This is a genomic window from Chitinophaga varians, from assembly GCF_014529945.1.
Classification (GTDB): domain Bacteria; phylum Bacteroidota; class Bacteroidia; order Chitinophagales; family Chitinophagaceae; genus Chitinophaga; species Chitinophaga varians.
Map to the genome: position 1 here is coordinate 169,028 of NZ_JACVFB010000010.1, position 16,418 is coordinate 185,445.

The window sequence follows — 16,418 nt, forward strand, 5'->3', positions numbered from 1 at the left end:
GCACTGTCGCATCACCGGCCCACGCATATGCAGGCCACTCCGGCCACATGGCAAATGTTGCTGGAAGCCGGCTGGGAAAATAAAGAAGGGGTAACGATACTGGCAGGGGGAGAAGCCATCCCTGTGGCATTGAAAGATAGGCTGGTGCAATTAAGCGATCAGAAAGTGTGGAATGTATACGGTCCTACAGAAGCAACGATATGGGCCACTATTAAAGAATTAAAGCTGGACGAGAAGATCACTATCGGCCGGCCCTTGTCCAATACGGCCGCCTATATCCTGGATGGATCGGGGAGACCGGTGCCGGTAGGCGTTCCGGGCCAGCTGTGTATTGGCGGTGTGCAGGTAGCCCGTGGTTATCTGAACCGGCCGGAGCTGACAAAGGAGAAGTTCATATCCAATCCATTCAAGCCTGGAGAGCGACTGTATTTTACGGGAGACCAGGCACGCTGGCTGCCGGACGGCACGATTGAATACTTAGGCAGGGTAGACGACCAGGTGAAAATCCGGGGCTACCGCGTAGAGCCCGGGGAAATAGAAAGTGTGGTGTCGCAATATGCTGGCGTAAAACAGGCGGTCGTAGTAGCCAGAACGGATAACAGCGGTTACCGTCACCTGGTGTGCTACGTGGTAGGGGATGAAAGTATAGACAGGCCAGGGTTGCTATTGTGGCTGCAAGACCGCCTTCCGGTGTACATGGTGCCCTCGCAACTGGTCCTGTTGGATAAGCTGCCGCTGACTGCCAATGGCAAGGTGGACAAAAAATCCTTACCCGATCCCGGCGGCGCAGCGTTGTTGCGGAGTGAGTACGCCGCACCACGTCATGAAACGGAACAGGCGCTTGCAGGCATCTGGCAGTCGCTGCTGGGAATAGAACGGATAGGCATATACGATAATTTCTTTGAATTGGGAGGACACTCCCTGCTGGCCATTCGCGTACTGGCCGCTATTAAGAAGAAACTGCGCACCGAAGCGGGCGTAAGGGATATTTTCGATTATCCTACTATCGCCGCTTTATCGGCGCAATTAACCCGGTATGCTGATGTATCTGCTGCTCCGGCGCTGGCGAGCTATGAAAGGCCAGCCCATATTCCTTTATCGTTTAGCCAGGAGCGTTTGTGGTTTATTGACCAGCTGGAAGGCAGCATACAGTATCATTTGCCGGCAGTATTAAGACTGAAAGGGAAATTAAACAGGGAAGGACTGTCGTATGCCTTTCAGACCATCATCAATCGCCATGAAGTATTACGTACGGTATTCCGCCAGTCGGACACCGGTACGCCTTACCAATGGATACTGGAAAAGGATAGCTGGCAGTTAACGGAAACAGCGGCGGAACGTTATCAGCAGGATGCCCAGGCTTTACAAGCCTATCTGAAAGCCCTGATGGTTGCTCCTTTCGACCTGTCGCGCGATCATCCGTTGCGCGCACAGGTGGTCCGCCTGTCGGCAGATGAGCATATACTGGTGGTAACCATACATCATATCGCATCCGACGAATGGTCTGCCGGTATTATCGTAAAAGAGCTGCTAGCGTTATATAATGCATATATAGAAAATCGTTCTGCTCAATTAGCACCGTTGCCTGTTCAGTATGCCGACTATGCCATCTGGCAACGGACTTATTTATCCGGCGCAGTGCTGGACCGGAAACTGGCTTACTGGAAAGATAAGCTGTCGGGAATCACGACATTGGAATTGCCCACAGATTACGCCCGGCCGGCTACACCAGATGTGCAGGGCAGGAGCATCTCGTTTAGTGTTCCCGGTGAATTGTCAGATCAGATCAGGAGATTCTCCCAACAACAGGGTGTTTCTTTATACATGACCTTACTGGCAGCCTTTAAGGTATTGTTGTACCGATACACCAGTCAGACCGATATCGCCGTAGGCAGCTCTACAGCGGTACGTCAGCCACAGGAGACAGAAGACCTGATCGGGTTCTTTGTAAATACGCTGGTATTCCGCAGCGACCTGAGTGATAATCCTTCTTTTTTATCTTTCCTGAAACAGGTAAGTGAAACCACACTGGGCGCGTATGAACATCAGGATGTGCCTTTCGAGAAAGTGGTGGAAGCCGTAACGAAAGACGGAAACGCAGACAGAGAGCTGTTCCGGGTAATGCTCGTGATGCAGCAGGCGCCTGCCGCTCCGGAGCTTCGTTTGGGAGAAGTGGTATTAACGACGGAAGCTGTTGAGTTTACGATGTCAAAGTTTGATATCACCTTCTTTATAACAGCACAGGGAAGTGAGCTGCTGGTAAATGTAGTGTATCGTAATGATTTGTTCCGGGAGGATACCATTGTTCGTATGGGCAGTCATTATCGGCAGTTATTATTATCTATCGTATCGGATCCCCTGCGACCTGTAGGGCTGTTACCCATGCTGGCTGCTGTGGAAGAACATCAACTATTGGGCACATCACAGGAGCAGCAAACAACGATCATAGATGAATTCACCTCGCAGGTGAAACGTCATCCGGAGGCAATAGCGCTGTTATTTGAAGAGAAGGCATTGACATATGCCGCACTGGATAAGCAATCAAATCAACTGGCGCACTATCTGCGGAGCCTGGGCGTGGCAGCAGGGACATTAGTGCCCCTTTGCATCGAACGTTCACCGGAAATGATAGTGGGCATACTGGGCATCCTGAAAGCAGGGGGCGCGTACGTGCCGGTTGATCCTGATTATCTGCCGCTGTCAGACAGGATCAGCTATATGCTGGAAGAGACAGCAGCTACGGTGGTGGTCAGTACGGTAGCCGCCAGGTCTATGTTGGAGATGGGTGACGCGCTCCGCATCGTCACGCTCGACGGTGATAGGGATATCATCAGCAGGTATCCGGAATCAGCGCTGTCGGACCTCCCGGTTGCCGGGCAACTGGTGTATGTGATCTATACATCCGGAAGTACCGGTCATCCAAAAGGAGTGATGGTAACACATGGTAACCTGATGGATTATCTGGACGGTTTGCGGCGGGCGCTTCCCATAAACAATTGTGCTTCTTTTGCTTTGCTGTCCAGCATTGCTACCGACCTGGGGAATACGGTTTTATACGGAGCCCTGGGTACCGGCGGCAGCCTGCATCTCTTTTCAAAGGCTGCGGCCAGCGATAGTGAACGGCTGCGGCGTTATTTTTCCTCGCACCAGATAGATTGCATTAAGATTGTACCGTCGCACTGGAAAGCATTGTCTGCGCCGGGGCAATTACTATTGCCGGAAAAGCTGCTGATTTTTGGCGGTGAAGCATTGGATGCAACAGTCATTGATAGTATCCGGTTATCCGGCGCATCCTGCACCGTGGTGAATCATTACGGGCCCACGGAAACGACTATAGGGAAATTACTGCATGTGGTGAATAAAGAAGCGCGGTATGAACAGGGCGTTCCCATAGGAAAACCATTTTCAAATACTTATGTGCATGTGCTGAGCCCGGAAGGACAGCTATGCCCGGTCGGCATCTCCGGTGAATTGTACATCGGAGGGGACGGTGTGGCGCAAGGTTACCTCCATCATCAGGAGTTGACAGCACAACGGTTTATAGCAGATCCGTTCAGGGCCAATGCACAGGGCAAACAACGGTTATACCGTACCGGTGATCTTGTGAAATATTTACCGGATGGTAATATATTATTTCTGGGGCGTGCGGATGAGCAGGTAAAGATTCGTGGCTACCGGGTAGAACCGGGAGAAGTAACACGTGTGTTATCACAATGTGAGCAGGTGAGCCAGGGTGTGGTAATAGCGAGGGACGATCAGCACGGTCATAAACAACTGATAGGTTATGTGATTGCCAACGGCGTATTTGACAGGGCGGGCATCAATGCCTATCTACAGGAGCATTTGCCGGAATATATGATCCCACCGGTATTGGTGGCGTTGGATGCATTCCCGCTACTGCCAAACGGCAAGATAAATAAGAAAGCATTACCAGATCCTGACGAAACGGTTTCCACAGTGGCTTATGTGGCTCCTGCAACTGCCACAGAGGAGGCGCTGGCTGCCATCTGGTCCGCTTTGCTGGAAGTAGAACGGGTAGGGATACACGATAATTTCTTTGAGCTGGGCGGGCATTCCTTGCTGGCGATACGTCTGGTGTCAGCTATCAGGAAAAGACTGGTGGTGGAGGTGACCATTGGTGATATTTTTGACTATCCCACTATTGCATTACTGTCTGTTCATCTAAAGGAATGTGGAGGTGCGCCGGTGGCGCCGCCCATCCTCCGTGAGGAAAGACCTGCATACATTCCCTTATCGTATAGCCAGGAGCGTTTGTGGTTTATTGACCAGCTGGAAGGCAGTACCCACTATCATATACCCACGGTATTAAGATTGAAAGGGGACCTGAATAGTGATGCGCTGTCGCAGGCGTTGCAGGCAATCGTTAATCGTCATGAAGTGCTGAGAACAGTGATTCGTCAGCAGACAGAAAAGGCAGGGGTAGCCTATCAATATGTACAGGATAAAGATCGCTGGCAGTTGAATATGATTGACGGTACCCTATATAGCGAAGATACGGCTGCATTACAAGCCTATGTTCAGTCGCTGATCACTGCGCCGTTTGATTTGTCCGCAGATCATATGTTACGCGCGCACCTGGTCCGTTTGTCAGCAGACGGCAGGGAGCATGTATTGGTAGTCACCTTGCATCACATTGCCTCTGATGGCTGGTCCAATGGTATCATTGTAAATGAACTGATTGCATTGTACAATGCCGGTATCGATAACCGCGCTGCGCAATTGGCGCCGCTTCCGCTTCAGTATGCGGATTATGCCATCTGGCAGCGGAAGTATTTATCAGGTGATATATTGGCAGACAAGCTGCAATATTGGAAAGAAAAACTCAAAGGCGTGGCCACGCTACAGCTCCCGTGCGATTATAAGCGGCCGTTGATACAAAGTACCAAAGGGGCCGCCAGCGGGTTCCGCTTCAGCCGGGAATTATCGGACCAGTTGCAGGCATTGTCGCGCATGCACGATACTACCCTGTATATGACCTTGCTGGCCGCTTTTAAAGTGTTGTTGCATCGGTACAGTGGTCAGGACGACATCTGCGTGGGTAGTGCCATCGCCGGCAGAACGCAGCAGGAAGTAGAAGGGCTGGTCGGTCTCTTCATCAACTCACTGGCATTGCGCAGTAATCTGGCAGATGATCCTGTTTTTACCACCTTGCTGCAACAGGTAAAACAAACGACGTTAGGCGCTTATGAACATGAGGGCGTGCCTTTTGAAAAAGTGGTGGAAGCGGTTGTGGAAGAGCGGAGTCTGAGCCGGAGTCCCTTATTCCAGGTAATGTTTGCCATGGAAAATACACCGGAAGTACCGGAGCTTCGTTTGGGAACGGTACAGTTGTCCCGCGAGTTTGTTGAACAGGAAGCATCTCCGTTTGATCTGACTGTTTTTATCCAGGAAAGCGCGGACGGGCTATATGGAAACGTGGTGTATTGCGCCGACCTTTTCAGGCCCGCCACGATAGCGCGTATGATAGCGCATTTTGAACAGTTGCTGTGGTCTGTGGTACAATCACCGGCATCACGCATAGGGGCATTGCCCATGCTGACATCCGCGGAAGAACATCAGTTGCTGGTGGAATTTAATAATACTTCAGCAGGCTATCCAAAGGATAAAACCATTACAGACTTTTTTGCGGCGCAGGTAGCCCTTACGCCCGAAGCGACCGCAGTAGTGGCCGGTGACGTTTCATTGACCTACCGGGAGTTGAATATACGTGCCAATCAGCTGGCGCATTATTTACGGAACAAAGGCGTGCAGGCAGATACCCTGGTGCCGATATGCATAGAGCGGTCCGTTGAAATGATAGTGGGTATACTCGGTATCCTGAAAGCAGGTGGGGCCTACGTTCCCATCGATCCTGATTACCCTGAAGACCGCATCAGCTTTATGCTGGAAGATACTGCCGCCAAATGGATCGTCAGTTCCCGGGAATGCGCGCATGTACTGGAGAATGTGGCGTCTGCGGAGCTGATATTGCTGGATGAGGACTGGCCGGAGATCAGCCAGTTTTCCGCAGATGATCCTTCTTATGGGATTCTCCCCCGTCATCTTGCTTATGTGATCTATACTTCCGGTTCTACCGGTAAACCGAAAGGCGTGCTTATTGAGCATTATAACGTAGTAAGGCTGTTCGAAACAGACACGCCGTTATATGACTTTAATAATAACGATGTCTGGACCATGTTCCATTCATTTTGCTTTGACTTCTCGGTATGGGAAATGTATGGCGCTTTACTGTATGGAGGGAAGCTTATTGTCATCAGCAAGGAGGCGGCCAGAGACCCGGTGGCCTTTGGTGCTATACTTCTAAAGGAAAAAGTGACGGTTTTAAATCAGACGCCTACTGCGTTCTACGCGTTGCAGGAAAGTCTGCTCCGTTCAGCAGTCCCTTTACAAACGAGGTATGTAATATTCGGCGGAGAAGCACTGACACCCGGCAAACTCAAAGTCTGGAAAGAAAGATACCCGGATTGTAAGCTGATCAACATGTATGGCATTACGGAAACAACCGTCCACGTAACGTATAAGGAAATGGACGCGGATACCCTGAACGGAGAGGCCAGCAATATTGGTAAGCCTATACCCACACTTAGCTGTTATATACTGGACGCGCACGGAAACCTGCTGCCGGCAGGAATTGCAGGAGAGTTGTATGTAGGAGGGGCCGGTTTGTCCCGCGGATACCTCAACAGGGAGCAATTAACAAAAGACAGATTCATTGCAGACCCCTTCAGCGGGGATGTTGGTGCAAGGCTGTATAAAACGGGCGATCTCGCCAGATGGCTACCGGATGGAAGCCTGGAGTATCTGGGCCGCCTGGATGACCAGGTGAAGATACGCGGATATCGCATAGAGTTAGGCGAAATAGCAGCTGCTATGTCAGCAGTGGCAGCTGTAAAAGATGCGGTGGTATTGGCAACAACGCACGAAGATGGACACAGCAGGAAACTACAGGCTTATATACAGGTGGATGCTGAAACATTCCCTTTATTAAACAGCTATCAGCAGTTGCTGCATACGAAACAGGTCCGGGAGTCAGACCTGCACCTGCTTCCGAATGGACTACCCATGCTGGGATCTAATATTAATGAGATAAGATTTCTATATAAGGAAATATTTGAAGAGCAGAACTATCTGAAGCATGGCATTGCATTGTCTGACAATAGCTGCGTGATAGATGTGGGCGCCAATATAGGTTTCTTTACAGTCTTCCTGCATGCGTTACATAAAAACATCAAAGTATATTCCTTTGAGCCGATACCGGAAGTGTTTGATTATCTCAGTAAAAACAGAAAACTGTATAATGTTGGTGGTAAAGCATATCAACTTGCCTTGCTGGATAAAGAACAGGAAATATCATTTACGTACTATCCCCAGGTGAGCATATTGTCCGGTATCAGTGAAGATAAAGAGCAGGTAAAAGCGGTGGTCCGTTCCTATATTGAAAGTACGGAAAACGAGCAGCTATCCCGTGAAGAGATAGATACTTTGCTGGAGGTGAAATTAGAAAATAAAAAAGTAACCGTGCCGGCCAAAACGCTTTCTCAGATTATCAGGGAAGAGGGAATAACGCAGGTGGATTTGCTTAAAATAGATGTCGAAAATTCGGAGCACCTCGTGCTGGACGGTATGCTGGAAAGCGACTGGGATAAAGTGAAAAGCCTGATCATTGAAGTGCATAATGTGGACAATCGCCTGGACCGTATCACTGAAATGCTGCGCAATAAAGGCTATCACATCTATCTCGAAAAAGAGGCCTCCTTAAAGGATGATATATTGTATAATCTGTTTGCCATCAGAAATGAAGGCGCACAAACGCCGGTGGACTACGCTCCCCGTGTCTCCGAATGGAAACACCCGCTGGAATTTGTGAAGCAGGTGAGGGATGACATCAGCAGGGTATTGCCCTCCTATATGGTCCCGGCACAGATCATTTTACTGCACGAGTTTCCGCTAACGTCAAATGGTAAAATCGACAAGAAAGCATTGCTTCAAATGGACGCAAGGGAGGGGTTGACCAATGACTTTGTGGCTCCCCGAAATGAAACGGAAAAAGCGTTGGCCGATCTCTGGCTGGATTTACTGGGTATAGAACGGGTAGGGATATACGATAATTTCTTCTCCCTGGGAGGGGATTCCATTATTACCATTCAGGTGGTAAGCAGGGCCAGACGCTTGGGGTATGAACTACAACCCCGCGATCTGTTTGCGCATCAGACCATAGCCGGTATTGCCTCGTTTTTGGCGGCGCAAAAAAGTATCGCGGTAGCCGCGGAACAGGGGCAGCTGTCCGGTGATTGCGGGTTGCTTCCTATTCAGCAATGGTATCTGGAAGCGGCGAACAGCACGGTGTCGCATTTTAATCAGAGCGTGCTGTTGACCATTGATAAAAGGATAGATGCTGACAGATTAGCCTCCGCTATCACGAAACTGGTCCATTATCATGATGCATTACGTTTTGTATATGCCAATGGGGTACATGGTTGGCAGCAGGCATATGGTACGCACGAAGTTGACCTGGCGGTTGTTGACCTGGGCGCCTTATCAGCTGAAGATTTAACCGCAGCTATCGGGAAATATGGCGATGATTATCAGCGTAGGCTGGATATTGGCAGTGGGGTATTAATACAGGCAGTATTGTTATTAACGCCGGCGGGCGAGACCTACAACCGACTGCTGTTTGTTGTCCATCACCTTGCCGTAGATGGTGTTTCCTGGCGTATTCTGCTGGAAGATCTGGAGCTGTTGCTAAAAAATCAACAATCCGGAACGGCGGCAGAAATATTGGGCCGCAAGAGCACTTCCTATCGTCAATGGCATCAGGCGTTATCTGAATACGGACAGCGGTCGCATGTATTACATCAGCAGGCGTACTGGCAGCATATCGTAGAAAGCCATCATCCGTTACCGGTAGACAAAAAGTATAACGGCAAGGTTGCCCTTGCCGATGTCAGGCAGCATGAGGTAAGACTGAGCAGTGTACAAACGCAACGTTTAATACAGGAAGCATCACCGGCTTACCATACCGAGATCAATGATATCCTGCTGGCAGCGCTGGCGCTGACGTTGTCCGGATGGACCGGTACTACGGCCGTATCCATCGGTATGGAAGGCCATGGACGTGAGGATATTGCCTCCGGTGCAGATATCAGCCGTACGGTAGGTTGGTTCACCAACCTGTATCCGGTGCTGTTGAAAGTTGATAGCAACAAATCAATCGGCACCTTACTGAAAGATATCAAGGAACAATTGCGCCGGGTCCCTGATAAAGGGATGGGGTATGGCGTGCTGAAGTACCTCAGCAAAGCATCTTTCTCAGCCGTTAAAGATCCGTGGGACTTTGTATTCAATTACCTGGGGCAGCTCGATAATGTATTTAACGCAGAAGGCTATCTGGGCATGGCGCCGGAATCTTCCGGTACAGGTATCGGAGAGGGATACGCCATCCGCGATAAAATGTGGGTCAATAGTTTTGTGCAGGGAGGGGAGCTGATATTGCAATGGAGCTACAGTAGCAGGCATTATGATATCTCCCGTATTGCGGATCTGGCAGATGCTTACCTGTCGTATCTGGAGCAGATAATAGCCCATTGTACGGCGTTGGGTGCTTCCTTCTTTACGCCGGCTGATTATGGTTTGAGCAGGGTGATGAGTCATGAAGAGCTGGACCGTTTTTTGGATGCTCCCTATGGAAGTGAACCCCGTCGTCACCAGGTGGAAAGCCTGTATCATCTGAGCGCCCTGCAGGAAGGCATGTTGTTTCATGGTTTGTATGATGTGGCGGCTGGTGCCTATATAGAGCAGTTTGGCTGTGAACTTACGACGTTGCAGGAAGATGCTTTTCTGCATAGCTGGAGCCTGTTGCAGCAACACCACAGTGTATTACGCAGCGGGTTCTGTTATAACGAGTTTGCCATCCCACTGCAATGTGTATATAAAGAAGCAAAAATACCGGTTAGCAGGCTGGATTTTCGCCGGATGAATAAAGAAGAGCAGGCCTCCGCTTTACAGGAGTATAAAGCGGCGGACCGTCGCAACGGCTTTGACTTCACAGTGGCGCCGCTGATGCGTATCTGCCTGATACGGCTGTCGGAAGACCGCTACTACCTGCTGTGGACTTACCATCATATTGTGCTCGACGGATGGTCGGTGCCGGTATTGGTGGAGGAACTGCTGCGCATATACGAAGCGGTGGTAACCGGTAAAACGTTACCTGTTTTGAAGGAAGACCGCTATGAAGATTATATCCGCTACATCGATAAGCAGGACAAAGAGAAAGAAGAAACATACTGGCGTAAATATCTGGCTGGTGTGAGCACGGGCACGCTGTTGCCATTTATAACGTCCGCGGCAGATCGTACAAAAGGCGCCGGCAGCTTCGCGGATGAAATATTAAACCTGGACGCTGCTATTACTTCCCGGATCACACAGTATGCAAAGTTGCAATCCATTACCCCCAATACGCTGATGCAGGGTGTATGGGCTTACCTTTTATATCGTTATGCCGGACGTCCGGGTATTGTTTATGGTGCAACAGTGTCTGGACGTCCGGAAAACCTGGCGGACATGGAACGGCGTGTAGGCTTGTATGTTAATACGTTGCCGCTGTATACAACGGTTGATGAATCACAGGATATAAACGGATGGTTGCGGGAGTTGCAGACGCAACAATTGCAGAGCCGGGAGCATCAATATACTTCATTGAAAGAAGTACAACGATGGATGGACCTCCCCGGCGAGCTGTTCGACAGTTTACTGGTATTTGAGAATTATCCTGTGAGCAAAGCCGTTGCCACGCAGCCATGGCTTTTGCAGGTGGAGCATGTACAGATAGTGGAACAGACAAATTATCCTTTGGAAATTTTGGTGGAAGTATCGGGAGAAACCAGGATAAGGTGCCGGTATAATACAGCCTTGCTGTACAAGCCTTATGCAATGGCTATCCTGCGGCATTTTGAGCAGGTGTTGCTGCAAATAACAAGCGGCAGTGCAAACAAAATAGGCGATATCGCATGGCTCAGCGAAGAAGAACAACACCAGTTGTTGGTCTCCTTTAATAATACCGCTATAAGCGAAGGTGCTGTGCCGTCCGGAAAGACTTTTGTCGAACTGTTTTCTGCTCAGGTAGCCCAAACGCCGGATGAGATTGCATTGGAATTTGAAGGCAATCAATTAACGTATGAGGAGGTAGATATACGCTCCAACAAGCTGGCGCGTTACCTGAGGAGTAAAGGCGTGAAGACAGATACGCTGGTCCCGCTTTGTATAGACCGGTCATTGGATATGGTGATTGCCATATTGGGCATCATGAAAGCCGGCGGCGCATATGTACCTCTTGACCCGTCCTATCCGGTAGAAAGGGTCCGTTATATGTTACAGGACATCGGGGCTGCAATAGCTGTAGGCAACGGTAGTGGTAAACAAATACTACAAGCATCTGCGGAAATTGCGATCATTGACCTGGACAGTGACTGGAAAGTCATCAACAAACGGTCTGCCGCTCCACTGGCAGATTCCCCCGGGCCTCATGACCTGGCTTATGTGATCTATACTTCCGGTTCTACAGGTAAGCCGAAAGGGGTGATGGTGCAACACGATGGTATGTTGAATCATTTACAGGCTAAAATAAATGACCTGAAAATTAATCATACGTCCGTCATCGCTTATACCGCCTCCTATACTTTTGATATTTCTGTTTGGCAGATGTTTGCAGCCCTGCTGCGTGGCGGGAAGACAATTGTTTACGCAGCTGAACTTATTTTACAGCCCGCGGACCTGATCAATACTATTGACACCGACGGTGTAACCATATTGGAATTTGTACCTTCCTATCTGGCGGCTGTGCTTCACGAAAATACGGGCGTTGCATTAAAATCGTTACAATTCTTACTGGTAACAGGAGAAGCCGTCAGCCGGCATTTACTGGAAAAATGGTTCACACATAAGGATTACGGCGCCATTCCGGTAGTGAATGCCTATGGTCCTACAGAAGCCTCTGATGATATCTGTCATTATATTATGTATGAAACCCCCGGTGAAACAAATGTCCCCCTTGGCTCACCCATACAAAATCTCAGTATCTATATTCTGGATAGCAGATTACGCTTATGCCCGGTAGGCGTAGCCGGCGAGATATGCGTATCCGGTGTTGGCGTAGCACGTGGCTACCTGGGACGGCCGGAATTAACAGCAGAGAAATTTATTGCTGACCCGTTTGCCCGTCAGTCGGGTGCAAGAATGTACCGGACAGGAGATCTGGGGCGGTGGTTGCCAAATGGTACTATTGAATATCTGGGCCGTATAGACGAACAGGTAAAGATCAATGGTTACCGTATAGAGTTAGGGGAGATAGAAAGTGTACTGCAGGAATGCGAGTCAGTTAGCCAGGCAGTGGTAACGACCATAACAGATAAAAATGAGGTTAAAAGACTGGCGGCATATATCGTGCCATCGGGCACTTTTGACCGGGCGGGGGTATTGGCGCATGTAAAGAGCAGGTTGCCGGAATACATGGTGCCGGCATCGTTCACCCTGTTGGCATCAATTCCGCTGACGGCGAATGGTAAAACTGACAAGCAGGCCTTGCCCGATCCCGAAACAGGTACGTCGTCTGCAAGTTTGTATGTGGCGCCACGGAATGACATGGAAGCATCTTTGGCAGAGATCTGTGAGAAGTTATTGAACGTAGAACGTATAGGCGTACACGATAACCTGTTTGAACGAGGCATGCAGTCTTTGCTGGTGATACGTCTGGCATCGGCGATGTATAAGGAATTCGGGATACGTGTAGCTGTCAGGACCCTGTTCGAGCTTACCAGCATTGAAGCCCTGGCCAATTATGTTGCTGTTAACCAGCATACAGGCGCCGCTGCACCTGAAACGGGTAAGACGATCACTTTGTAATTCAAATTTTTATACTTAAAACTATTAAATATGGCCGGAGTTAATCTTACTGATATCATTGCGTTATTAAAAGAAGCAGGTGATTACGGCATCAAAGTGTTTTTTGAAGATAACCATCTACGTGTTCATACCCCTGACGGACAGGAAATAGAGGAACGTATCCTGAACAAGCTGAGAGCGAATAAAGAGCAGCTGATAGCATACTTCAGCAATCATACACCGGTAGAGCACAGGTCTGCCGCTGATAAAGGCATACAACCGTATGACAGGGAGGTGGTAAAACAGGTGCCATTGTCGTTTAGCCAGGAACGTTTATGGTTTATTGATCAGCTGGAAGGCAGTATTTCCTATCATCTGCCCAATGTTTTGCGGTTGACGGGAACGCTTAACAGGGCGGCACTGGCGTATGCATTGCAGGAAATCGTCAACCGGCATGAAGTGCTTCGCACGGTCATGAGAGAAGAAGATGGTATCCCTTATCAGCAGGTGCTGGATAAAGGGAAATGGCATATCAGCGTAACGGACGACCCGATATATCAGCAAAATGACCAGGCGTTGGAAGCGTATCTCCGGTCGCTGATAGAAGCTCCTTTTGATTTGCAGCAGGACCATATGCTCCGGGCGGATCTTATCTGTCTGTCTGCGGATGAACATGTATTGTTGGTTACACTGCATCATATCGCGTCTGATGGCTGGTCTACCGGCATCATAGTGCAGGAGCTGGTAACGTTGTACCAGTCTTTTGTTGAAGGACGCCCGGCCAACCTGTTGCCGCTTACCATCCAGTATGCAGACTACGCCATATGGCAGCGGGAAAATTTATCAGCATCCGTATTGGAAGAAAAACTGGATTATTGGAAGCGGAAACTGAAGGGGAGCGGTACATTGGAGCTACCGGTGGATTATGTACGTCCGATAATACAAAGTACACGTGGCGCGTCGCGGCGGTACCGGCTGCAGCCGGCATTGTCAGCGCAGCTACAGGCATTTTCCCTGCAGCAGGGGAATACCTTGTTCATGACGTTGCTGGCGACTTTTAATGTCTTACTGCATCGTTACAGTGGTCAGCCGGATATCTGCGTGGGGAGCCCGATTGCGGGAAGGACACGGCAGGAAACAGAAGATCTGGTCGGCTTTTTTATCAATACGCTGGTATTGCGCAATCAGCTGGATGGTGATCCTTCGTTTATATCGCTGCTTGAGCAGGTGAAACAGACGACCCTGGACGCATACGATCATCAGGAAGTGCCTTTTGAGAAAGTAGTGGAAGCGGTGGCGGAAGAAAGGTATCTCAACAGAACACCCTTGTTCCAGGTGATGTTTGAATTGCAGAATGTACCAGAGGCGCCGACGCTCGAATTAAGCGGGCTGCATTTATTCCAGGAGGAAACAAAATATACCACCGCACAATTTGACCTTACTTTCTCTATCCGGGAAAGCCCGGACGGCTTGGAAGTGCTGGTAATATACGGCGCAGATCTGTTTAATGAAGCCACCATTGACCGTATGATGGCGCATTACGAGCAACTGTTGACAGCAGCAATAGCAACACCTTTAGCGCAGATCAGCCAGTTGCGCATGATCAACGCAGCGGAAGAATATCAGTTACTTCATGTGTTTAATGATACACAGGTAGATTATCCCCAAAGCAAAACATTCATCACACTGTTTGACGAGCAGGTGGAACGTTCACCGGAAGCAGTCGCCGTGGCATTCGGGACGGAGTCGCTGACATATAAAGCACTCTCGGCGCGCGCCAATCAGCTGGCTCATCATCTCCGCCAACTGGGGGTGAAAGCAAATACGCTCGTGCCCTTATGTATAGAGCGATCGCCGGATATGATCATAGGTATATTGGGCATCATGAAAGCCGGGGCTGCATATGTGCCGGTAGACCTGGAGTATCCGGCGGAGCGGATCCGCTATATATTGGAGGATTGCAGCGCCAGCGTTGTTGTAAGCAGTAGCGTTGGTAAACAAAAGATTGAATTGGCCGGCTTTAGCAATATCGTTGCGTTGGATACTGACAAGGAACTAATTGGTCAGCAACCAGCGACATTACCGGAAACAATACCCGATCCGCGCCATCTGGCTTACGTTATTTACACTTCCGGTTCGACCGGTAAGCCCAAAGGCGTAATGGTGGAACATCTGGGCATGTTGAACCATTTGTTCGCCAAAGTAAATGACCTTAAAATAACTGAGGGAACAGTCCTGGCCTATACAGCTCCCTATACCTTTGATATTTCGGTATGGCAGATGTTTGCTGCCCTGCTTGGTGGAGGGCGCACCATTATCTACAGTGAGGAGACCATTTTTCAACCTGCGGAATTGGTGAACGCCATTGATAATGACGGGGTAACTATCCTGGAGCTGGTTCCTTCTTATCTCAATGCGCTGCTCGGGGAAAATACCCGTGCCGCATTGAGGCAGCTCCGCTTCCTGGTGGTGACCGGAGAAGCCGTCAGCCGGCATCTGCTGACGAAGTGGTTCGGGCATAAGGACTACGGGACCATCCCCGTGGTGAATGCTTATGGCCCTACGGAGGCATCCGATGATATCACCCATTATCTGATGAACGATGTACCGGACTATACGAACATACCGGTGGGCAAACCGATACAAAACATGCGTATCTATGTCTTGAACAATGAGCAGCAGTTATGCCCTGTAGGTGTGCCCGGCGAGATCTTCGTATCAGGGGCAGGGGTAGCGCGTGGCTACCTGAATCTGGAGCAGTTAAGTGCGGAGAAGTTTATAAAGGACCCTTTCAGCAAAGCAGCAGCTGCACGCATGTACCGGACCGGTGATGTCGGTCGCTGGCTGCCGGATGGAAACATTGAATACCTGGGAAGGACAGACGATCAGGTGAAAATCCGTGGACTGAGAATAGAGCTGGGGGAGATAGAAAATGCGTTGCAGGCATGTGACCTGGTGAAGGAGGCCATCGTCACCGTCAGAAAAGGTGCTCCTGGTGATAACGGCAGTGATAGCGCTACGTTAACAGGCTACATAGTCCCCCATGGCGATTTTAACAGAACCGGCATCCTCGCCTGGCTGAAGGAGAAACTGCCCGAATACATGATACCGTATGTGCTGGTGGCGTTGGATAAACTTCCCCTGACGGCCAACGGCAAAATTGACAAGCAGGCATTACCCGATCCGGCGGAAGCAGACGGACTGCCGGAACATGAACACGTTGGCCCGGGTAATGAAACGGAGCAACTACTGGCAAACATCTGGCAGGAGCTGTTGGGGGTAGAACGGGTAAGTATACGTGATAATTTCTTCAGGTTGGGAGGAAACTCACTGATGGCCATCAGGTTAATTTCATCTATACATGTCGCCACCGGGCTGAGAATTCCTGTCAGGACCTTCTTTCAGCTTTCCACAATTGAGGCTTTGGCGAGGTATACCAGAATAAATTTAAATCAGCATACGGTAGATGCCTCCTATGAGGATCTGGAAATGATAGAATTATAATCAGCCTTTGAATTCAC

Annotated in this window: 2 protein-coding genes (1 of these 2 cut by a window edge); both read left to right on the top strand. The window is 49.7% G+C overall.

Annotated elements, in window-relative coordinates; genetic code table 11:
* A protein-coding gene (locus tag ICL55_RS34685; RefSeq protein WP_188106617.1) for a non-ribosomal peptide synthase/polyketide synthase crosses the window boundary here: on the top strand, positions 1-12,918 show its 3' end. The gene continues 16,683 nt to the left of window position 1, outside the view; only the last 12,918 of its 29,601 coding nucleotides appear in the window; its start codon lies off the left edge, out of view; its stop codon occupies positions 12,916-12,918.
* 30 nt (positions 12,919-12,948) lie between these two features.
* Positions 12,949-16,401: a non-ribosomal peptide synthetase gene (locus tag ICL55_RS34690; protein ID WP_188106619.1), complete on the top strand. Its 3,453-nt coding sequence runs from the start codon at positions 12,949-12,951 to the stop codon at positions 16,399-16,401.
* Positions 16,402-16,418 lie beyond the last annotated feature (17 nt).

Bases quoted from the DNA above. Each gene is read 5' to 3' on its own strand.
- ICL55_RS34690 (WP_188106619.1), top strand. From the start codon at position 12,949: ATGGCCGGAGTTAATCTTACTGATATCATTGCGTTATTAAAAGAAGCA.